General features: G+C 59.0%; 18 protein-coding genes and 1 pseudogene. 15 read left to right on the forward strand and 4 right to left on the reverse strand.

The genetic code is table 11. From position 1 onward, the window contains the following. Positions 1 to 26: 26 nt before the first annotated feature. Positions 27 to 707 carry an isonitrile hydratase gene (inhA, locus tag J1N02_RS24405; protein WP_027603111.1) on the reverse strand — a complete coding sequence of 227 codons (681 nt, stop codon included), beginning with the start codon at positions 705 to 707 and terminating at the stop codon, positions 27 to 29. A 206-nt stretch (positions 708 to 913) separates the two neighbouring features. Here inhA and J1N02_RS24410 point away from each other — a divergent pair, with 206 nt between their 5' ends. The 3 genes from J1N02_RS24410 (at position 914) to J1N02_RS24420 (ending at position 5138) form a co-directional block, all read left to right on the forward strand. Beyond that, a complete protein-coding gene (locus tag J1N02_RS24410) occupies positions 914 to 3658 on the forward strand; it encodes a hypothetical protein (RefSeq protein WP_421147914.1) in 2745 nt (914 codons plus the stop codon). A gap of 90 nt (positions 3659 to 3748) precedes the next feature. Then, positions 3749 to 4045, forward strand: coding sequence for a hypothetical protein (locus J1N02_RS24415; RefSeq protein ID WP_421147915.1), 297 nt, complete (start codon positions 3749 to 3751; stop codon positions 4043 to 4045). Positions 4046 to 4169: 124 nt separating this feature from the next. Continuing rightward, positions 4170 to 5138 (forward strand): GlxA family transcriptional regulator, encoded by a 969-nt coding sequence (locus tag J1N02_RS24420; RefSeq protein WP_421147916.1) that lies wholly within the window; start codon positions 4170 to 4172, stop codon positions 5136 to 5138. Here the strand turns inward: J1N02_RS24420 and J1N02_RS24425 are convergent. The 3 genes from J1N02_RS24425 to J1N02_RS24435 form a co-directional block, all read right to left on the reverse strand. Next, positions 5135 to 6034, reverse strand: a complete 900-nt coding sequence (locus J1N02_RS24425; protein WP_027603113.1) for an alpha/beta fold hydrolase — start codon at positions 6032 to 6034, stop codon at positions 5135 to 5137. The genes J1N02_RS24420 and J1N02_RS24425 overlap by 4 nt on opposite strands. 75 nt (positions 6035 to 6109) lie before the next feature. Beyond that, complete coding sequence (locus J1N02_RS24430; protein ID WP_419480714.1) at positions 6110 to 7936, reverse strand: glycoside hydrolase family 15 protein; 1827 nt, start codon at positions 7934 to 7936, stop codon at positions 6110 to 6112. Then, positions 7929 to 8729 carry a glucose 1-dehydrogenase gene (locus tag J1N02_RS24435; RefSeq protein WP_146478318.1) on the reverse strand — a complete coding sequence of 267 codons (801 nt, stop codon included), beginning with the start codon at positions 8727 to 8729 and terminating at the stop codon, positions 7929 to 7931. Before J1N02_RS24435 ends, J1N02_RS24430 begins: the two co-directional genes overlap by 8 nt. A 253-nt stretch (positions 8730 to 8982) precedes the next feature. Here J1N02_RS24435 and J1N02_RS24440 point away from each other — a divergent pair. The 12 genes and pseudogenes from J1N02_RS24440 to J1N02_RS24495 form a co-directional block, all read left to right on the forward strand. After that, a pseudogene (locus J1N02_RS24440) lies at positions 8983 to 9573 on the forward strand (HAD family hydrolase); the annotation flags it as partial. A 123-nt stretch (positions 9574 to 9696) separates the two neighbouring features. Then, positions 9697 to 10920, forward strand: coding sequence for a transaldolase family protein (locus J1N02_RS24445; protein WP_146478330.1), 1224 nt, complete (start codon positions 9697 to 9699; stop codon positions 10918 to 10920). Next, positions 10917 to 11645 carry a sulfotransferase family protein gene (locus tag J1N02_RS24450; RefSeq protein ID WP_027603117.1) on the forward strand — a complete coding sequence of 243 codons (729 nt, stop codon included), beginning with the start codon at positions 10917 to 10919 and terminating at the stop codon, positions 11643 to 11645. The genes J1N02_RS24445 and J1N02_RS24450 overlap by 4 nt, the downstream gene beginning before the upstream one ends. 10 nt (positions 11646 to 11655) lie before the next feature. After that, positions 11656 to 12381 (forward strand): SDR family oxidoreductase, encoded by a 726-nt coding sequence (locus tag J1N02_RS24455; protein ID WP_027603118.1) that lies wholly within the window; start codon positions 11656 to 11658, stop codon positions 12379 to 12381. Further along, a complete protein-coding gene (locus tag J1N02_RS24460) occupies positions 12378 to 13514 on the forward strand; it encodes a hypothetical protein (protein WP_405126017.1) in 1137 nt (378 codons plus the stop codon). Before J1N02_RS24455 ends, J1N02_RS24460 begins: the two co-directional genes overlap by 4 nt. Before the next feature lie 7 nt (positions 13515 to 13521). Continuing rightward, positions 13522 to 14292 carry a class I SAM-dependent methyltransferase gene (locus J1N02_RS24465; RefSeq protein ID WP_027603120.1) on the forward strand — a complete coding sequence of 257 codons (771 nt, stop codon included), beginning with the start codon at positions 13522 to 13524 and terminating at the stop codon, positions 14290 to 14292. A 10-nt stretch (positions 14293 to 14302) separates the two neighbouring features. Then, positions 14303 to 15532, forward strand: coding sequence for an MFS transporter (locus J1N02_RS24470; protein WP_027603121.1), 1230 nt, complete (start codon positions 14303 to 14305; stop codon positions 15530 to 15532). Then, the gene (gene cysC, locus J1N02_RS24475) at positions 15529 to 16143 is read left to right on the forward strand and encodes an adenylyl-sulfate kinase (protein WP_027603122.1); all 615 of its coding nucleotides are present in this window, start codon (positions 15529 to 15531) and stop codon (positions 16141 to 16143) included. Before J1N02_RS24470 ends, cysC begins: the two co-directional genes overlap by 4 nt. 96 nt (positions 16144 to 16239) lie before the next feature. After that, positions 16240 to 16875, forward strand: a complete 636-nt coding sequence (locus tag J1N02_RS24480) for a CGNR zinc finger domain-containing protein (RefSeq protein WP_043293200.1) — start codon at positions 16240 to 16242, stop codon at positions 16873 to 16875. 91 nt (positions 16876 to 16966) lie between these two features. Next, on the forward strand, positions 16967 to 17467 hold the full coding sequence (locus J1N02_RS24485) for a sigma-70 family RNA polymerase sigma factor (RefSeq protein WP_421147917.1): 501 nt from the start codon (positions 16967 to 16969) through the stop codon (positions 17465 to 17467). Positions 17468 to 17496: 29 nt separating this feature from the next. Continuing rightward, a complete protein-coding gene (locus J1N02_RS24490) occupies positions 17497 to 18450 on the forward strand; it encodes a FecR family protein (RefSeq protein WP_421147918.1) in 954 nt (317 codons plus the stop codon). A 97-nt stretch (positions 18451 to 18547) separates the two neighbouring features. After that, positions 18548 to 20953 carry a TonB-dependent siderophore receptor gene (locus J1N02_RS24495; RefSeq protein WP_421147919.1) on the forward strand — a complete coding sequence of 802 codons (2406 nt, stop codon included), beginning with the start codon at positions 18548 to 18550 and terminating at the stop codon, positions 20951 to 20953. Positions 20954 to 21215 lie beyond the last annotated feature (262 nt).

Raw genomic sequence — 21215 nt, forward strand, 5'->3', positions numbered from 1 at the left:
CAAGCACGCTCACCACAGGTACAGGCTCAGCCCAGCCGTGCTGCTGCGCGCGCGACGATTTCACCGCGCACCCTGCGCGATTCGGCGGTGCGCTTGTTGGCTTCTTCCCGCACATGCGCAGGTGCTGTGTCCGGACGACCCGAATCGAACGGCGGTGCCGGCGCGTATTCGATCTGCAACTGCACCAGTTGCGCCGCCGCTTCGCTGTACAACTCCGCCGCCAGCACCAGGGCAAAGTCGATACCGGCGGTAATGCCACCGCCGGTGAACAGGTTGCCGTCACGCACCACGCGCTCCTGTACCGGGATGGCGCCGAGCGGGGCGAGCATGTCGTGGTAGGCCCAGTGCGTCGTCGCCTTGCGCCCGCGCAGCAACCCCGCCGCGCCGAGCACCAGCGAGCCGGTGCACACCGAGGTCACGTAGCGCGAGGTCTGCGCCTGGGCCTTGAGGAAGTCCAGGGTCTGCGGGTCTTCCATCAATGGGCCCACGCCGGAACCACCGGGCACGCAGATCACATCCAGCGTCGGGCAGTCGGCATAGGTCATGGTCGGCGTGAACACCAGGCCCGTGCTTGAAGTGACCGGCGCCAGGTCCTTCCATACCAGGTGCAGCTTTACATCCGGCAGCGAACCCAATACGTCGTAGGGGCCGGTCAGGTCCAGTTGCTGAATGCCGGGGAACAACAGAAAGCCGATCTGCAAGGTCATGAATGAAGCTCCGAGAAAGGGGTAGACGACCTCACTCTAAATGATGACGCTTTGGCGGATACGCCATTAATCCAACAAAACACGCCAGTTATGGAGGCACGGTACCACTCGTCGGCAACTGTGAACTCTGACAGTAGCTGGATGATTTGTAAGGGTAGTAAATGAGCCCAATTAACCCTGATTGTGGATTTCGGGAGGTCGCTGTTATGCGTGAACGGAAACAGAAACGCGTAGGTTTGTTGCCTGCTTTAAATATTCCGCTTATGCACCCCAAGATTGCGGGGGATCTTGACCTCGCTGATGGCGGTATCGGTCTGCGGCATACCGAAGCATCCTTTCTAATCATCCATATGCAGCGACCCGAAGGAGCTCCTGAGGGGACGTTGTTCCACCTCTATTGGCACAACGTGATCCGCCCGATAGCGTCGAATTTCATTCGACCGGGCGATGAAAACCTGACCGAGATCCCCTTTGCTGTGTCGGTGAATGATATCCGCGATGGATGGGCTGACCCGGTATACGCCGAAGTCGTTCGTGGTAGTGGCAATCGAATCGAGACTGAGCGGTTGCGGTTACGCGTAAGTCTGTTTCGCCCTGGCGATTTTGATCCGGATATTGAGACCCCTGGTCATCAAGGCCTGAATTACGAAATACCTGCGGACGTGGTGATTGAAGGCGTCGATGATGAGCGAGCCCGAGAAGGTGTTGAAATAATTATTCGCAAATGGTCGTACATGCGGGCCTTTGATTTGATTTGCCTGGCTTGGGGCTCACAACTCATAACGCATCGGGTTCAACCTCACGAGGTTGATACTGATATCCCGATTATTGTCGGCTACCAAGTTATCAAGGCGGCGGGTGATGGAGATTTGATTCCTGTCGCCTATCAAGTCGAGGGGGCGACCGGCAACCTGCCTGATGAAAGGGCCAGGTGGTCTGCGGTGACAAGAATATGGGTAGACTTGGTAAATGGTCTGCTTGAGCCTCCGTGGATGGCAGTCCCAAATACCGGAGAGGTCATAGATCTTACGACATGGGGCAACCGAGACGTTCACATTGCTCTGTATGTTTATACAACTGATGCCTTGGCTTACGATCTAGTGACGCTGATTTGGAGGGGATCTGGTGCGCAAGACCCTTTGCCGTTCACGCTGAGTGAAGTGCTATCTAGACCGGGAACCTACACATTCGTAATTCCATCCGAAAAGGTCGCTGCAATAGCCAGTGGCAAGGCTTCCGTGCGCTATGTGTTTCAGGGGAAAAACAAGCAGGACAGGCTTTCCAAATATCTCCATCTGGATATTGTCGGAAAGATCAGTGAATGGTCGGCGCCTACGATAGACGAGGCACTGGCCGGTCGTCTGGACCCAACAAGGGAGTATGCCACTGTCCGTTTTTCTGCCCTGGAAAACTGGGCAGACGATGCGTTGCTTGAGGTCATATTCATTGCTCAGGGGGCCGGTGACACGATCGAGCATCGCGTCGGACGCAGAGTTGACGATGTTCCGCAGTCCCCTGAGGGGGACATGCTCTTTCGCGTATACAGTGCTGAGTTGTTGCGTTTCGACGGTCATATAGTTGAAGTGTACTACGCACTTACTCAGCCAGGAGAGGTGGGGCGGGAATCGTTGCGACTTACGGTATTAGTCGGTGATTTTAAAAGCGATATGCCTGCTCCTGTTGCAAAGGATGCTGTTGGGGGGCAGTTGGATCCGAATGATATTCGCGCGTTCACTACCGTCACGGCGCCGTTCACCGAGACATTGCGCGGTGATTGGATAAATATGTTTTGGGTTGGGGCTAATGCTCAGATTGCTGTAAAGGTGCAAGTTGGAGTAAGTGGGAGTACGACGGCGCATGATATTTTGCGTGCGTTTATTGATCCGAATCTAGAGAGTAAGGTATCAGTTTTTTATAGCTTGGAACGCGCTGGTCAAACGCTTAGGTATTCCGAAGTTACTACGTTGCTAATTGTCAGTGGATTGGTGGATTTGCCGTCACCGAAACTACTCAGGGCCGTTGAAACAGGAGAGCATACCTCTACACTTCCAGCGCTTTCTGGGCAGAAAGGTACAGAGTTGGTGGTCAGTTACTTTGGTGTGCGTAATAAAGATACCATTGAAATTGAAATTCTTGGTGCTCCAGGTGTAGGGAGCCCGGTAGTGCCAACAAAGAAAGGTGATGAAGTGGCGGGTCAGGTTGGGTTTTTTATTTCTGAAATCGTTCTGGGTGCCAATATTTCTGAAGCGGATAGTACGATGAGGTTCAGGTATAAGGTCGTACGTGATGGTGTGTCTAAAGAGTCAGAGACATTAGTTGTGACGATCACGGCAATACCTCAAGTCGACCTGCCAAGAGCAATCATTCATCACACCCCGAACAATGGTGTTCTGTATATTCCATTACTTCCCTCGACAGCACTGACTTCCGTTTCGGCGTGGCCATATCAATATTCCGGGCAGAAAGTGTGGCTGACTTACCTATGCGCCGGTGCAACACCAAACCCTTATAGGGCATTGGCAGGCGTGGCTCATCATTCCAATGGTGTGTTCGAATACCCGGCTCCCTTGGAGTGGCTGGCAACTTGTCCGAATGGCGAAAAGGTGTCAATTGAGTTCAAAGTCGCACTTTCTAGCGATGCAAGTGAGGATAAGGCACTGAAGTTTTCGGAGAGCGTTTACATTGTAGAACATTGCCTAGTTATCCAAAGTGTATTCGTTTTGGGACAAATGGCTCGGGTGCGTGGCTACACCAGGCCGGGATTAAATCCACTATATTTCGCAAGGCCTGGGGGTGTCTATATGGGGGAAGGGTGGAGTCACGGGAATGGATATTTTGACATTACGATTGGACCATATACGAGTGGCGATTATAGTATTATTGGAACAACGCTCAAAGAATCGGGTTACGCAGGAAGCTGGTCTAATATTTTAAATTTTACAGTTTTATGAACTTCTAATTTTTTTGCTTTGAGGTTTTTAATTGGTTGTTGCATGGGTTGTATAAAATTCAAGTATGTATTCTTGTGTCGGAGCAGTGTCATGGCGGAAACAACGATAACTAATGTGTTGGTCATTGGTAATATGGCTCGAGTACAAGGGCGCACACTGCCGGGCCTCAATCCACTTTATTTTGCTTGGCCTGGAGGGACGTATCTAGGGCAAGGCTGGAGTGTGGGAGGGGGGACTTTTGATGTTACGATTGGTCCACTTTCAGCAGGAGGTTATAGTATAACCGGCTGTATGCTTAAATCTGATGGCCATGTAAACCATCAATGGTCTGAAGCTTTTACATTTGATATTGTCAGTGACGCGAAAGGTCATCTATTCGATCAATAGAGTTAAAACGTGCGCTCATTTTACTTAGCGTCGCTCATTCAAACTTCTGAAAAAGTGTAGACGGTTTAAGCGTATAGGCCTAGGCTTTGGCGAATACGCCATTGAACCCACGAATCACGCCAGTATGCCCAGAATCGTTCACGTGCTCGCTTTCGATAATGCCCAGGTGCTCGACGTCACCGGGCCGTTGCAGGTGTTTGCGTCGGCCAATGACCTGGCACGCCAGCGTGGCGCACCGCTGCCTTACGCGGTCACGGTGATCGCCGACCAGGCCGGGCCGGTGATGACCTCTGCCGGCCTGGCGCTGTTGGCTGAGCCGTTGCCCGCAGTCGGCCAGCCCTGTGACACCCTGGTGATCGCAGGTGGCTGGGGCGTGTACGGCGCCGCCGAAGACCCGGCGTTGGTCGATTGGGTGCGCGAGAAAGCCCGGCACACCCGGCGCATGGCCTCGGTGTGCACCGGCGCGTTTTTGCTCGCGGCCAGTGGCTTGCTCGATGGCTGCCGCGTCGCCACCCACTGGACCCGTTGCGAAGAACTGGCGCGCAAGTTTCCGGCGTTGACCGTGGAGCCCAACCCGATCTTTATCCAGCAGGGCGCGGTGTGGACCTCCGCCGGTGTCACCGCCGGCATCGACCTGTGCCTGGCCCTGGTGGAAGAAGACCTGGGCCGCGCCGTGGCCCTGGAAGTGGCGCGGCACCTGGTGGTGTTCCTGAAGCGCCCCGGCGGCCAGTCGCAATTCAGCGTGACCCTGTCCCTGCAAAAGGGCGGCAGCCGTTTCACCGAACTGCATGCCTGGATAGCCGAACATCTGACCCTCGACCTGAGTATCCCGACCCTCGCCGCCCAGGCCGGCATGAGCGAGCGCAGCTTCGTGCGCCACTACCGCGCCGAAACCGGCCAGACACCCGCGCGCGCGGTGGAGCTGATCCGTGTCGAAAGCGCGCGCCGGCAACTGGCCGACAGCACCACGTCGATCAAGCGCATCGCCGTGCAGTGTGGTTTCGGCTGCGAAGAAACCTTGCGCCGCAGCTTTATGCGGGCCTTGTCGGTGACGCCCCAGGCCTACCGAGAGCGGTTCTCGCCGGTGGCCTAGGCGAGCAATTCAAGCAGGGCGTCGAGGGTGGCCTGCGGTGCTTCCTGGGGAATATTGTGGCCCACACCGGGCAACACCTCTCGCCGGTAAAAAGCGCTGAAATGCTCCACGTCGTCATCCTCTTGCGACGGCGGGCCCACGCCGTCATCGGCGCCGCACAGCGAAATGCTCGGCACCGCAATCGCCGGTTGCCGCGCGAGGGCCTGCTCGATGGCTTCCAGCGCCGGATCGCCAGGCGCATACATGAAACGATGGCGATAGGAGTGAATCACCACCTCGACAAAATCCGGGTTATCGAATGACGGCGCCGTCTGCCCATACAGCCCCGGCCCTTCGGCCCAGGACGGCGACCACAGCGACCACAGCAACTCACACAGTTCGCGGCGATTGGCCGTCAGCCCGTCCACACCGCGCGGGGTGTGGAAGTAGAACTGGTACCACAACCGATGCTCCGTCGCCGGCGCCCGTGGCTGGCGCGACCTGGCAATGTCCTGGATGTTATAGCCATCGCCGGTCACCAGCCCGCGTACCCGTTCGGGCCACAGCGCCGCGACGATACACGCCGCGCGCCCGCCCCAGTCATACCCGGCCAGGGTGGCGCGCGGGATCGACAGCGCATCCATGAAATCCAGCAGATCCTTGCCCAGCGCCGCCTGTTGGCCGGAGCGCATCACCTGCGCGTTGATAAACCGCGTAGGGCCATAACCGCGCAGGTACGGCACCAGCACCCGGTAGCCGCGTTCGGCCAGCACCGGCGCAATCTCGTCATAGCCGCGCGGGTCGTAAGGGAAACCATGCAGCAGGATCACAGGCTCGCCGTCGATGGGACCGTGGGTTTCATACGCCACATCGAGCATGGAGGTGCGCACGTAGAGGAGTGGGGCGGTGATGGTCATGGTGGACTCCTGTCAGGTGTTGGAACTCTAGTCGAAAGACATGGCGGGATGCCCTGCCTGTAAAGGCAGGGCGCCTCAGGGCTGCCAGGTCGTCTTCTCGCCACTGAGCTTGCGGTCCAGGAACGTCGCCGCGCTGATCAACGCCAGATGGCTCAACGCCTGGGGCGTATTGCCCAGGTGGCGGGCCTGGCTGTCGAACTCTTCGGCATACAGGCCCAGCGGGTTGGCGTAGCGCAGCAGTTGTTCGAATTCCAGGTGGGCCTTCTCCACCTGCCCGGCGCGGGCCAGGCATTCGACGTACCAGAACGAGCAGGCGGCGAATGCGCCTTCGGTGCCTTGCAGGCCGTCGATCGCGTTGTCGTCGTTGCGGTAGCGGTAGACCATGCCGTCGCGCACCAGGCTTTTCTGGATCGCCTGCAGGGTGCTCAGCCAGCGCGGGTCGGTGGCGGCGACAAAACGCACCAGCGGCATCAGCAGCATCGAACCGTCCAGGGCGGTGCTGCCGATGTGCTGCACGAAATGCCCGCGTTCTTCGTTCCAGAAGTTGCTCCAGATATCGGCATAGATCGCCTGGCGCGTCTGGTCCCAACGTGCAAACGGCGCCGGCAACGAGCGCTTGGAGGCCAGGCGGATCGCACGGTCCAGGGCCACCCAGCACATCAGCCGCGAATGCAGGAAGTGATGCTGCTCGCCGCGCATTTCCCAGATGCCCACGTCTTTCTGGTTCCAGATTTCACACACCTGGTCAGCGACTTCCACCGTGTGTTTCCAGCCCTCGTGGGAGATGGCTTCGCCGTACTTGTTGACCAGGTACACCGCGTCCATCAACTCGCCATAGATATCCAGCTGGACCTGGTCGACCGCGCCATTGCCGACGCGCACCGGCTTGGCGCCGCCGTGGCCGCTGAGGTGTTCCAGCGTGGTTTCGGGCAGCTCCTGGCGGCCGTCGATGCCGTAGAGGATATGGATCTTGGTCGGCTGGCCACAGCAGTCGCTGACCCGGCCCTTGAGCCAGCGCATATAGGCGTTGGCCTCGTCGACAAAACCCAGGCGCATAAACGCGTAGACGGTAAACGAGGCATCGCGGATCCAGGTGTAGCGGTAGTCCCAGTTGCGTTCGCCCGCAGGCGTTTCCGGCAAGCCGAAGGTGGCGGCGGCGATGATTGCGCCGTGTTTGCGCGAGGTCAGCAGCTTGAGGGCCAGGGCCGAGCGGTTGACCATTTCGCGCCAGCGCCCGCGGTAGTTCGACTGCGCGATCCAGCCGCGCCAGAATTTCAAGGTGTGGGCCAGGGCCAGGTCGGTGCAGACACTGCCCACACGCTCATCGTCCTGGCCGCCGAGTACAAACTCGGCGCCTTCTTCCTGATCCAGGGTGAAGCGGGCCACGGCGGCGTTATCTTCGATCTGCAACGGATGGCTGCCGCACAGGCGCATGCCCGGCTGGCCATCGGCGTTGAAACAGACGCTGGCGTTATCCAGGCTCGTCTCGGTGGGCGCTCGCGCATAGTCATGGCGCACGGCGCAGCGCAGGTGGAGGGTGGCTGTGCCGCTGACCACGCGTACGCGGCGAATCAGCAGGGGCAAGTCGTCGATTTCTTCGCTGATGACCAGCAGGTCGGTGATTTCCACCACGGCTTCATCGCTGAGCCAACGGGTTTGCAGCACATTGGTGTCGGGCAGGTAGATCTGTTCGCGGCGGGCGTTGGGCAGGTCCGGGGTGAGTTGGAACGTGCCGGCATCGGGGGTGTCGAGTAGTGAGCAGAAGATCGACGGGCTGTCGAACTCCGGCCAGCAGAAGAAATCGATGCTGCCTTTATCGTTTACCAGCGCCGCGCTGCGCATGTCGCCGATGATGCCGTGGGCATCGATGGCGCTTTGTGGTTCTTTTTTCAAATCAACCATTGTCACGAAACTCCGGGTAAAGGCTCATGCCGCCATCAATGAACAGGGTGCTGCCGACCACGTAGTCGGAGGCGTCACTGGCCAGCCATACCACAGCGTTGGCCACGTCCTCCACATCGCCGACCCGGCCATAGGGGATCAACTTGAGCAGCTCCTGTTCCGCCGCACCTTCGGTGGCGGCACGGTTGATCGCCGTACGAATCGCCCCCGGCGCAATGCCGTTGATGCGAATGCGCTGTTCACTGACCTCCTGGGCTAGGGTGCGCATCAGCATGTCAACGCCGCCCTTGGACGCCGCGTAATTCACGTGCCCGGCCCAGGGGATCAACTGGTGCACCGAGCTCATGTGGATGATTTTGCCGGCGGCGCGGGATACGCCTTCACGGATGCCCTGGCGCTTGAAGAGGCGTACCGCCGCCCGGGCACAGAGGAACTGGCCGGTGAGGTTGACGCCGATCACGGCGTTCCAGTCGTCGAGGGTCATGTCGACCACGGCGGCGTCCTTCTGCATACCGGAGTTGGCCACCAGGATGTCCAGATGGCCGAACGCCTCGAGGGTCTTTGCGAACAGGCGTTCCACATCGGCTTCTTTCGACACGTCGGCGCCGATGGCAATCGCCCGGCCGCCCTCGGCGTTGATCTGCTCTGCCAAGGCCTCGGCGGGCGCGGCCTGGCTGTTGTAATTGAGCACCACCGCAGCACCGGCCTGCGCCAGGGCCCTGGCCGCACCGGCGCCGATACCGGAACTGGCGCCCGTTACCAGTGCCACTTGTTGCTCCAACGAGATATGCATTGCCCACCCGACCTTGAATTCGTGAGTTCAAGTAGCTGACTGACGGCGCGTAACGGAAGTTCAGCCGTGTGAAATTAGCGACTACAACCATGGTGAAAAATGGAATAACAGAAGAATAAAAAATAACCATAAGATACTAAAAAACCGCTAAAAAGCGTTTGACAGGGTTTTTTGCCCCGTGTCTTATAAGCACACCTCAACCCGTTCCGCTGGTAGTTCGGAAGTCATGCGGAGTCACCTATAAAAGATGCCTATGTGTTTATCGGCAGCTATAGGGGAACTACCAGAGCAGGGAGCTACGCCGTTGCCTAAGTTAGTTATTTTCGATTGCGACGGTGTACTCGTCCAAAGCGAAGAGATCACCTTGTCTGTATTGATCGGCATGCTTAATGCTCACGTACAGGACGGCAAGACACTGGATAGTGTGTATTTCATTGAGCACTTTCGTGGAAGAAAGATTGCCGATTGCCTGCGCGAAGTAGAACCGTTATTGGGTATTTGTTTGCCCCCTCGGTTTGAAGAGGACTTCCGAGTTCGAGCGCTTGAAGCATTGACGCTTAATGTGAAAGCGACTGATGGGATACTTGACGTATTGGAAGTGCTGGAAACTCCCTATTGCGTAGCCTCGAGTGCGCCGCGCAATAAGATCGAACAGTGTTTGCGCGTTGTGGGGTTGTTACCTTATTTCGAAGGGCGAATATTCAGTTGTTATGAATTGGGGCGTTGGAAGCCTGATCCGCTGGTGTTTTTAACGGCGTGTGAAACTTACAACGTCGAACCCTGTGATGCGCTGGTGATTGAAGACAGTGTGACAGGGGTTCAAGCCGCCGTTGCAGCCACTATAAAAGTCCTGGGTTTTGGTCCGTTGTCTCGACATCGAATATTGGCCGAAGCCGGCGCGTTACCTTTTGCCGATATGCGTGAGTTACCGACCCTCATTGATCACGTTACTCAAGGAGCAAGTGTTGTGGGCACACTGGGTTATATAGAGCGACTTAAACGTAATGATCCACGTTCGGAAGTGTGGTGGGATTCGTCGCCCGTGGTGTACGCACCGTATAAACAGCATTTGTTGGACAAGTACCCGGCGGCCGCTGCCCATATCGAACAGTTGATGCCGCAGGATCTCTCCCAGCCTTGGGGCTTCAGCAGTGTGACCACCAACCCCCGGCTGGTGACGGCGGCAATCCTCGACAAGAAAGAGTATTGGTCGTCGCGTTTTAATCTGGCCAGCCTGTCTCCCGGGGAATTGCGCAAGCAGCTGTACAACGAAGTGATTGCAGAAGGCGCCTCGATGCTCAAGCCGTTGTGGGTGCAATCGGCTCAGGCCGATGGTTGGCTATGCGCCCAGGTCGACCCGTCGGATGTGCGGTGCAGCGAACGCATGACCGCGCGGGGCCTGGAGCTGCATCGCCTGGCCGCGAATGTGATGGTCAAAGTGCCGGGCAGCCTGGAGGGTTTCGCGACGATCGAACACCTGGTGGCCCAAGGCGTTTCGGTCAACATCACGTTCTGCTTCACCGTTTCGCAGTTCCAGGCCGGTATCCAGGCGATAGAGCGGGGCATCGCCAGCGCCCGTCGCAACGGCGTCGACACCGACTGTTGCAAGTATGTGATCACCTTTATGATCGGGCGTTTTTCCTGCCAGCCCGAGTTCGCCTTGCAGGCCGCCGAGCGTGGCCTGGCGCTGGGCCCGGAGGACATGCGCTGGGCCGAGCTGATGATTTACCAGCAGATCCAGGCCCTGGTCGCGGCCTCGAAGGTACCGGTCAAGACCCTGCTGTCCAGTATCAAGGTCGACGTTGACGAGCGTGGCCACAAGCACTGCTGGCACCTGGAAAAGACCGGGCTGACCACCACGTGCTACACCCTGACGCCGGATGTGGTGGAGTTTCTGATCGAGCGTGAAAGCCACGGCAAACCGGTGGCACCCGCCTGTGAACCCCAGCAGGCGCCGGCTGAGACGTTCGCCCGGCTCATTCGCATTCCGTACTTCTGCGAAGCCTATTTCATCGACAGCATCGAGCCCTACGACTTTGGCAATCATGAGGCGTTTATCAACGCCTGCAACGAGGCCAACAGTGCGCATCGGCGCCTGACCGACTACTGCGTGCGCCTGTGTCCGGTGGCGAAGCCTTTCGCACGCTCGCTCAACGCCATCCTGGCCGCTGAATACGGGGTGCTGGCATGAACAAGATGGTCGGGTTGTGGGCGCACCCGCGTTCCCGTTCCACGGTGTTGGAACGGGTGTTTATCGAGCGGGGGGATTTTGAGGTCTTCCACGAGCCGTTTGCCCATATGGCGTTTTCCGCAGATTCAGTGATTCCTTCGGATGAATGGGATCACAGTTTGCCCACCACGTATCAAGGCATAAAAGAGCAACTGCTCAAGGCCCGGGAAAGTACCAATGTGTTTCACAAAGACATGTGTTACCACTGCCTGGATGACTTGAAAGTTGACCGGGACTTCCTGGCGCAACAACACAATATTTTTATTATCCGCGAGCCCGCCAGCAGCATTATTTCCCATCACCGGGTACACCCCGATATGCCCGTGCAGGCCATCGGGCATAAAGCCTTGTACGAGATTTTTTGTGTGGTCACCAAACTCATCGGAAAAGTGCCTTATGTGATTAATGCCGATGACCTCGCCGCCGAGCCGGAGCGTGTCATTCGTAAACTGTGTGACTACTTGCAGATTGAGTTTTTGCCCCATGCCATGACATGGAAACGCGAATGTCCACGACAGTGGAAAACCTGGAGAAGTTGGCATGTGGCGGCGGAGAACAGTGAGCGCATTGCTCTGCCGGATAAACCTGCTATCGATATGGACGCTTTCGATCGGTCGCCAAAATTAAAAGCCTTTTACGAATACCACCGACCCTTCTACGCACGCATGAATGAATTTTGCCAATAAGGATTGTTGTATGAAAAAGTTGATTGTCACCGGTGCGGCCAACGGGATCGGCCGGGCTACTGTGGAAAAGGCTATCCAGGCAGGTTATTTCGTTATCGGTGCCGACAAGGATGCCGAAGGCCTGCGTGCGTTACAGCGCACTTACACGGCGGATGTATTGGAAACCCATGTCGCGGACTTTTCGGATAACGCGCTGATCAAGGGGTTTATCCCTGCGCTGTATGAGCGCCACGCAACTATTCATGCATTAATCAATAACGCCGGTATTTACCACGGCAAAAGCATCTACGCCTATTCCGATGCCGAAGTGGACGAAATCCTGACTGTGAACCTCAAGGCCTTGGTCTATCTCTCCAAAGACTTCGCCGAACGGGAGATGAAACACGAGGCGCCGCGCAGCATCGTCAATATCGCCTCGGTGGCCGGTGAGGTAGGCAGCTGCGATGCCTTGTACGGCGCCACCAAGGCGGCGGTGATCGGCCTGACCAAAGCCAATGCCTGGAATTTTGCGCCGTTCGTGCGGGTTAACGCAGTGTCGCCGGCGCTGATCCATGACACCGCCATCTACGACACCATCCCTGAATACCGCCGCGCCGAGTACGCGCGCCAGGAAATCCTCAAGGAACCGATCCTGCCCGGCGGCGTCGCCGAGGTCATTTTGCTGGTGATCAGCGATGCCATGCGGCATGTCACCGGCAAGGTCATTCCGGTAGACAACGGAGCCTACCCACGATGAGCCCGTCAGCCCCCAAGAAGAAACTGCTGCTGGTGGGCGCGGGCAACCTGTGCCTGCAGATCCTGAAGATTCTCGGGCCGAAAAATGCCTTTGAATTCGTGGTGTTGGGGCGCAATGAAGACGCGACCGTGCGGCTGTGCAACCTGGTGGCCCTGTCGTGTGCGCAGTTGGGGCACTGCATCGCGATCAAGCCGGTGATCGCCGACCTCACCGATATCGAGCGGGTGACGCGGGTGCTGCATGAAGAGGCCCCGGACATGGTGGTGAACTGTGCGTCGTTGCAATCGTGGCGAGTGATCACGGGGTTGCCCCGGCTCTCCTTCGAGCAGCTCGACCAGGCGCAGTTCGGACCTTGGCTGCCCATGCACCTGACGCTGATGCATCACTTGATGCAGGCGGTAAAAGCCTCCGGTATCGCGGCCAGGACGGTCAACGCGGCCTTTCCCGATGCGGTCAACCCGATCCTGGCCAGGGTCGGGCTGGCGCCGGATATTGGCGTGGGCAATGTCGCCAACCTGGTCCCGGCGCTGCGATTTTCCATCGCGCGGCTGCTGGAGTGTGCGCCCGCCGATGTGCAGGTGTGCCTGTATGCCCAGCACTATTTCAGCCACTACGTGCCGCGCGGCGGCTTGCCCCCGCGTGCCAGTTACCGCTTGTTGTATGAGGTGCGCGACCGCCCGGCTGCGGCCCACCTGCCGGCCGAAGCGATTTTTTCCACGGTTAAATCCGAGTTCCGCCGCCTGGGCGGTATCGATGGGCAGTTCCTCACGGCGTGCTCGGCCGTCACCGTGATCGAGGGGTTGTTTTCGCCCACGCCGGTGCTGGTGCACGCGCCCGGCCCGCTGGGGTTGCCGGGCGGCTATCCGGTGTGGCTGCAGGAGGGGCAGATCAAGGTGCAGTTCAGCGCCGACTGCCCCCAGGACGAAGCGGTGCGCATCAATACCATCTGCCAGAGCCAGGATGGTATCGATGAAATTCATTGCGATGGTTCGGTCACCTATAACCCGCAATGCATGGCCGTGATGCAGGCGATGCTGGGGTACTCGAAGAAAACCATGTCCATCGAACAGTCCGCCGAATTTGCCCGCGAGCTGTCGAGCAAATACCTGTCTTTCAAACATTCAACCTGGTAGGTGTGTGATGAATCAAATGTCGCGGCACAAGCACAGCGAAGTCGCCAGTTACGCCACGCAATACTCGAAAAAATTCGTCGAGCGCTGGGATGACTTGATCGATTGGGAAAAAAGAAAGGCGGGGGAGAACGGGTTCTTTGAAAACCTGCTGAAGCAGCACGGCGTGAAGTCGGTGATCGACGTCTCCACGGGCAGTGGTTTTCATGCGGTCCAGCTTAAGCAGGCGGGGTTCGATGTCGTCGCCACGGACGGCAGCAGCACGATGTTGACCAAGGCCCGGGAGAATTTTCGGCAACGCGGGTTGGCGATCGAATCGCACTATCGGGATTGGCAGGCCCTCGATCCCGCCGAACTGGGGCGCTTCGATGCCGTGGTGTGCCTGGGCAGTTCGCTGTGCCATGTGTTTGCAGCCCATGAACGGTTGGCGGTGCTGGAGAAATTCAGGGCATTGCTCAATCCGGGTGGCTTGCTGATTGTGGATCAACGTAACTTCTTTGCCATTCGCGCAGGCAAGTTCAAATCCAGCGGTCATTACTATTACTGCGGCACGCAGGCATCCGTCGGCCTGGGGCAGGTGGATGAGCACGTGTGTGAGTTCATCTACTCGTTCGATAACGCCGAGCAGTACCGGTTGCAGGTCTATCCGCTGTTGCCGGGCGAGTTGAAGGGGGAGGTGCTCAAGTCCGGATTTTGCGCCCATGAGAGTTACGGGGATTTCCAGCGTGACTACGACATGATGAATTGTGATTTTGTCATCCACACCGCACGCGCCGTTTAAGGAGTACCTGATGAGCACACTGGTACACAGTAGCGCGCGCCCGTTGGACAGCGTCGTGCTGGCGGTGGTGTTGACCGGGTTCGTGGCCAGTACCTACGGGTTTGGTGTCTACCTGTTCGCCAACCTGGTGGTGGACATGCGCCGCGATATCGGTTTCGACTACACCACGGTGGGCCTGATCACCGGCGGTGCGCAGATCGGCTTCCTGCTGTTTTCATCGGTCACCAGTTATATCAGCCGTTTTTTCGAAGGCTGGAAAATCAGCCTGGTGTCGACGCTGATGACCTCCCTGGCGCTGTTGGGGCTGAGTGTCAGCAACAGTATCTGGCTGTCCGGGGCGCTGTTGATTTTGCTCGGCGGCTGCTCGGCCTCGGTGTACATCCCGTTGGCGGAGATTGTCACCAAGGGCTTCAGCCCGGGGAATCGCTCGCGGGTCATGGGGCTGATTTCCAGCGGCACCAGCTACGGCGTGTTCATCAATGGCTTGCTGGTGTCGTTCCTCACCCTGCAGGGCGGCTGGCGCTCGATCTGGCTCACCGCGGGCCTGATCTCGGTGGCCCTGTGCGTGGTGGCCTGGTTTCTGCTGCGCAACCTGGTGGCGGACAAGGGCGCCGGTTTTTCCGGGCCGCGTTCGACGGCGTTCGAGAGTCATGCACCTTGGTTGAGTCGCTCGCTGTACCTGACCTGGGCCATTGCGTTTTTGAACGGGATGGCGCTGTTGCCGTTCCAGACTTACCTGGCTCCGTTCCTGCGGGACGAGTTGGGAGTGTCGGTGCAGGACGCCGGGTTTGTCTGGACCACCATCGGTGCGGTGGGCATGGCCTCGGGCTTTCTGGTGGGGTGGATCGCCGACAAGGTGGGCGTCAGGGCGTCGCTGGCCATGTGCTTTCTGAGTGCGGGGCTGGCCGCCACCCTGGTGTTCAGTTTCAACAGCCTCCCGCTGTTCTACCTGGCGGCATTTTTGTTTGCGCTGGCGTTCTACCCCATCTTCGGGCTTGTCCCCAGCTACATCGGACAAATCGTGCCAGTCAGCCGACTGACCCAGGCATTCGGCATTGCCAATGTGCTGATCGGCCTGGGGGGCGTGTGCGGCAACTTCCTGGGCGGTTTCTCCAAGGACCTGACCGGCTCGTTCGCAACCGTCTACTGGGTGGTTGCGCTGTTGCTGTTCGTGCAATGCGTGATGGTGTTCCTGTTGGGTAAACCGCCTGTGGCGGGGACGGAGGGTGAGCGGCCATGAGTCATTTTGCGGAACGTCCAGAGCGGAATTTGCATGCGTTTGCGTTCAGCCATCTCGGCGCGGAACGCTCGCGTATGGGGCAGAAGCCCTTGGTCATCTGGATGACGGGCATCTCGGCGGCCGGCAAGTCGACGATTGCCGATGCGCTGGACAGCGCCTTGCAGGCACAGGGGCGCTTGACCTGCATCATTGACGGCGACTCGGTGCGCGACGGCCTGTGCCGCGACCTGGGTTTTACCGACAGCGACCGCGATGAGAATATCCGGCGGGTCGCCGAAGTGGCGCGCTTGATGCTGGACGCTGGGCTGGTGGTGATCGTGGCGCTGATCTCACCGTCGGCGGCCAGCCGGCACTACGCGCGCGCCATTGTCGGCAATGAGCATTTTGTCGAGGTGCATGTGGATGCGCCGCTGGAAACGGCGGAACAACGTGACCCTAAAGGCTTGTATAAAAAAGCCCGCCTGGGGCTGATCCAACATTTCACCGGGATTGATTCGAACTACGACGTGCCGATCTTTCCGGAAGTGCACGTGGACACCCAGGCGCTGTCGGTCGAACAGTCTGTCGCGACTATTCTCGATTGGATGGCCCGTAACGACGAGCGCACATAGCCGCTGGTCTTGGCGCCGCGGTGGCGGTGCCTGCACCTTCGGAAAACAAGGTAATCTGCGCCATCGCAGGCATACCGCGTTTTTTCAGGAGCAGGCATGACGCATTTCACCGGCACTGCAAAATCCATCCGTCTGATCGGCGGGGCCCAGGTGTTGGACTTCATCAATACCACCAACGGCCGCCGTCCTGGGTCGCCGCTCAAGGTCATGGAAGAGCGGCTCACCAGTTTTCAGTTTTTCTTTGAATGGGCGCTGCACGCCTCGCTGATCTCCGCCCAGGAGTTCGCTGAATACAAGGCCATGGTGTTTGAGTCGCCTATTTCCTACCAGCCGGATCTGGACGCCATCATTGCGTTCCGCGAATGCCTGTATGCCGTGTTTTATCCATTGTCCTTGCGCCAGGCTGCGGCCGATGACGCCTTGCAGCAGATCAACCTGAATTTCCAGCAAGGCACCGCCTGGCGAGTGCTGCGCACGGTTGACGGGACGCCGGCCTGGGCGTGGAAAACTTGCACCTCTGCCCAGGAACTGAGTGCAATGTTGATCGGGCGCCTGGCGATCGAGGCCACGCAATTGCTGGTGTCCGGTGATCTTCGCGCGCTGAAGTGCTGCACGGCCACCGACTGTGATTGGCTATTCCTGGATATCTCCAAGAACAAACTGCGCAAATGGTGCCAGATGAGCGTTTGCGGCAGCCGGGAGAAATTGAGTCGCCTTAAACAGGCGCTTTAGTTGCCAGGCACTGGCGCGGTCGACGGGTAGCAATTGCTCCACTTAATAGGAAGCATTACTATTCACGCCCCGCCTCCCCAGTGCCCTCGCGATGATCCCTCAGCCGCCCCGCAGAACAGGCTTTTTCGAGCACTACGAAGAGTTGATCGGCACCTGGACACGCCGCCTGAGAAACCGTCAGCAGGCCGAGGACCTGGCCCATGACACCTTTGTGAGAGTGCTGGAGACCACCGCCTCCCAGGTAGAGCAACCGCGCGCTTATCTGCATCAAACTGCGCGAAATATCGCCGTGGACGCCTACCGACGCGAAGACCGGCGGGAAGCCATGGCGTTGGAAGCCTTTGCTCAGAGCCAGCCCCACGGCGGTGACCCGGAGCATTTCATGCACGCGATCCAACTGGCGGACTCCATCGAGCGGGCCTTGGCCGAGTTGCCGCTCAACTGCCGCAGGATCTTTATCTGGCAGAAGATCGAGGGCCTCACCCAGCAGGAGATCGCCGAGCGCCTGGGCTTGTCCAAGAACATGGTGGAAAAGTATATGATCCGCACCCTGCGGCATTTGCGTGACCGCCTGGACGCGATGGCCCCATGACACACGCTCGCTCTGAAACAGGACCTTCCATGATGGATAACCGTGCCCGCGACGAAGCCGCGCAATGGTTTGTACGCCTGCAAGACGCTGGGTTGGACGCCACCGAGCGCGAGCGTTTTGATGCGTGGCGCAGTGAAAAGCCCGAGCACCAATATGAATTCGATGTGCTGCAAGGCCTGTGGAGCGCCGCCGACCTGGTGCCCAAGGCCCGCTTGCAGGCGTTGGGCGAGGCGCCGGCCGGGCGTCCAAAACGTCGTGGCGTGTTGCGTTACGCCGTCGCGGCCAGTGTGGTTGCCGTGGCCTTGGGGCTCGGCTTGTTCAGCGGCCTTGATCATCCGAAGCCCTACCGGGCCGATTTCAGCACGCGCCTGGGTGAGCATCGCCAGGTGGCATTGCCCGACGGCTCGATGATGGATTTGAACAGCCGCAGTGTTGTCTCGGTGCACTACGAAAAAGGCCGCCGCAGTGTTGAACTCAAGCAGGGCGAGGCCATGTTCAGTGTCGAGCATGACACCCGCCGTCCCTTTGTGGTCGCCGCCGGTGCAGGGCAGGTGACGGTCACCGGCACGCGCTTTGATGTGCGTCGCGATGACGACCAGACCCGTGTGGTGGTCGAGGCCGGTACGGTGAAGGTGCAAGGGCGCTCACCGAACGAGGGGGTGACGCTGACGGCGGGGCTGGGGACCCATATCAATGACCAAGGCCTGGTGGCAGCGTCCTACGCAGTGAATGCCGAGGAACTGACGGCCTGGCGCAGCGGCAAACTGGTGTTCAACAACGCCTCCCTGGGTGAAGTCGCCCGTGAGGTGTCGCGTTATCGCGAGCGCCCGTTGCGCGTCAGCACACCCGTCGTTGGCAACCTGCGACTGACCAGTGTGTTCAAGGCCAATGACACCGATGCCTTGCTCAAGGCTTTGCCCCATATCCTGCCCGTGGCCCTGCGAACCCTGCCGGATGGCAGCCAGGAAATTATTTCGCGCTGAGATTCAGGTTTTTTCCGAGTTCTTCGTCTTCTCCTGCAGCTGCAACTGGTTTGCATTAACAGCCGCATACTCTTGCGATTACAGGACTGGGGTCGACGTGAAAAACTGTGCCGTTCACAACAATAAAATCTCCCGCTGGGCGCCGCTTGCCCTTGCGCTCGCTGTCAGTGCCGCAGTGCCGGCAGCCTATGCTGGCGACGCTATCCATATCCAGGCCCAACCCCTGGGGAGCGCGCTGAGCCAACTGGGGCAGCAGACGTCCCTGCAAGTGTTTTTCAGCCCCGACCTGGTCGCCGGCAAGCAGGCCCCCGCAGTAGACGGCAACCTGTCGGCGGAACAGGCCCTGCGCCAATTGCTGCAAGGCAGTGGCCTGGGCTATCAGATCGACGCCGGTTCCGTGACCCTGCGCCCGCTCGGCAGCGGCGCCGGTGACGCCGGTTCGCCCCTGGAACTGGGTGCCACCGACATCAGGGTGGTCGGCGACTGGCTTGGGGATGCCAATGCCGAAGTGGTGCAGAACCACCCGGGCGCGCGTACGGTGATTCGCCGCGAAGCCATGGTGGAGCAGGGCGCGATGAATGTCGGTGATGTGCTGCGTCGTATGCCTGGGGTCCAGGTGCAGGAATCCAACGGCACAGGTGGCAGCGATATTTCCCTCAATGTCGGCGTACGCGGGCTGACATCACGTCTGTCGCCACGCTCCACCGTGCTGATCGACGGGGTGCCGGCGGCATTCGCGCCCTATGGCCAGCCACAACTGTCGATGGCGCCGATTACCGCCAGCAACCTGGACAGCATCGACGTGGTACGCGGCGCCGGTTCCGTGCGTTATGGGCCACAGAACGTCGGTGGCGTGATCAACTTCGTGACCCGCGCGATCCCCGAGAAATTCTCCGGTGAAGTCGGCACCACCCTGCAAACTTCAGCCCATGGTGGCTGGAAGCACATCGAGAGCGCTTTTATCGGCGGCACTGCCGAAAACGGCATCGGCGCTGCGCTGTTGTACTCCGGAGTGAATGGCAACGGCTACCGCAACAGCAACAACGGCAACGACATCGACGACGTGATCTTCAAGACCCACTGGGCGCCGACCGACCAGGACGACTTCTCGCTGAACTTCCACTATTACGACGCCAGCGCCGACATGCCCGGCGGGCTGACCCAGAAACAGTTCGATGCCAACCCGTACCAGTCGGTGCGCGATTGGGACAATTTCAGCGGGCGTCGCAAAGACGTGTCCTTCAAGTACATCCGGCAGATCGACGACCGGACCCAGGCCGAAGTGCTGACTTATTATTCCGACAGTTTCCGCGGCAGTAACATCGCTAACCGCGACCTCGCGACCCTCGGGTCCTACCCGCGCACCTACTACACCTTCGGCATCGAGCCGCGGGTGTCCCATGTATTCGACGTGGGCCCCAGCACCCAGGAAGTCAGCGTCGGTTACCGCTACCTCAAGGAAGGCATGCACGAGCAGGCCACCAGCCTGAACCTGATCAACAACGTGCCGACGCCGGGTGGCCGCAGCGATGGTCACGTCTACCAGGATCGCACCGGTGGCACCGAGGCCAACGCCTTCTATGTGGACAACAAGATCGATATCGGCAAGTGGACCGTCACCCCGGGCATCCGTTTTGAAGACATCCGCACCGAATGGCACGACCGTCCGGTCATCCCCCTTACGGGGCCCCGCACCCAGGAAAAACGCCGCGAGGTCCATAGCCGGGAACCGCTGCCGGCACTGAGCGTGATGTACCACCTTTCCGATGCGTGGAAATTGTTCGCCAACTACGAAACCTCCTTCGGCAGCCTGCAGTACTTCCAACTCGGACAAGGCGGCAGCGGCGACCAGACCGCCAGCGGCCTGAACCCGGAAAAAGCCAGGACCTATGAGGTCGGTACGCGCTACAACGACAGTGTGTGGGGCGGGGAACTCACGTATTTCTACATCGACTTCTCGGATGAGCTGCAATACGTCAGCAATGCCGTGGGCTGGACCAACCTTGGCGCCACCAAGCACACCGGCATCGAAGCGTCGGCCCACTATGACTTGTCGAACCTGGACCCTCGCCTGGACGGCCTGACCGCCAACGCCGGCTTCACCTACACCAAGGCTACCGCCGAAGGTGACGTACCGTTCAAAGGGCGCGACCTGCCACTGTATTCCCGGGAAGTGGCAACCCTGGGCCTGCGCTACGACGTCAACCACTGGACCCACAACCTGGATGTGTACGCCCAGTCCGGACAGCGTGCACCGGGTACCACCAGCACCTACATTACCCAGGGCACCGCCGATGGGCAGTACGGTGATATCCCGGGCTATGTCTCGGTCAACGTGCGCAGTGGCTACGACTTTGGCGAACAACTGTCGAACCTGAAGCTGGGGGTGGGGGTGAAAAACGTCTTTGACCAGCAGCACTACACCCGCTCCAGCGACAACAATGCCGGGCTTTACCTGGGCGAGCCGCGTACGTTTTTTGTACAGGCCAGCGTCGGGTTCTGACCTTTATCGGCTTGGAAAAGTCGCAGTCTTGCGAGAGGCTGCGATCGTTTGTCCTGTTTCTTACATCCTCGCAGCGCATATTGCGGCTGGTTCAGGAACCGTTTCCGACAGAATTGCCACACATGGGAAAGCTAAAGGGCTTCGACGTTGCGTTGGAGCGGCAAGCTGAAGATCGCGCCCATTGTAATGGAGAAAACTATGTCGGTATTGGTGTCCGATACACAGGCCTCTACCTCATCAACCTCTGACCTTTTGCAGGCCA

The sequence above is a fragment of the Pseudomonas sp. NFX5 genome, from assembly GCF_049132125.1.
Classification (GTDB): Bacteria; Pseudomonadota; Gammaproteobacteria; order Pseudomonadales; family Pseudomonadaceae; genus Aquipseudomonas; species Aquipseudomonas marginalis.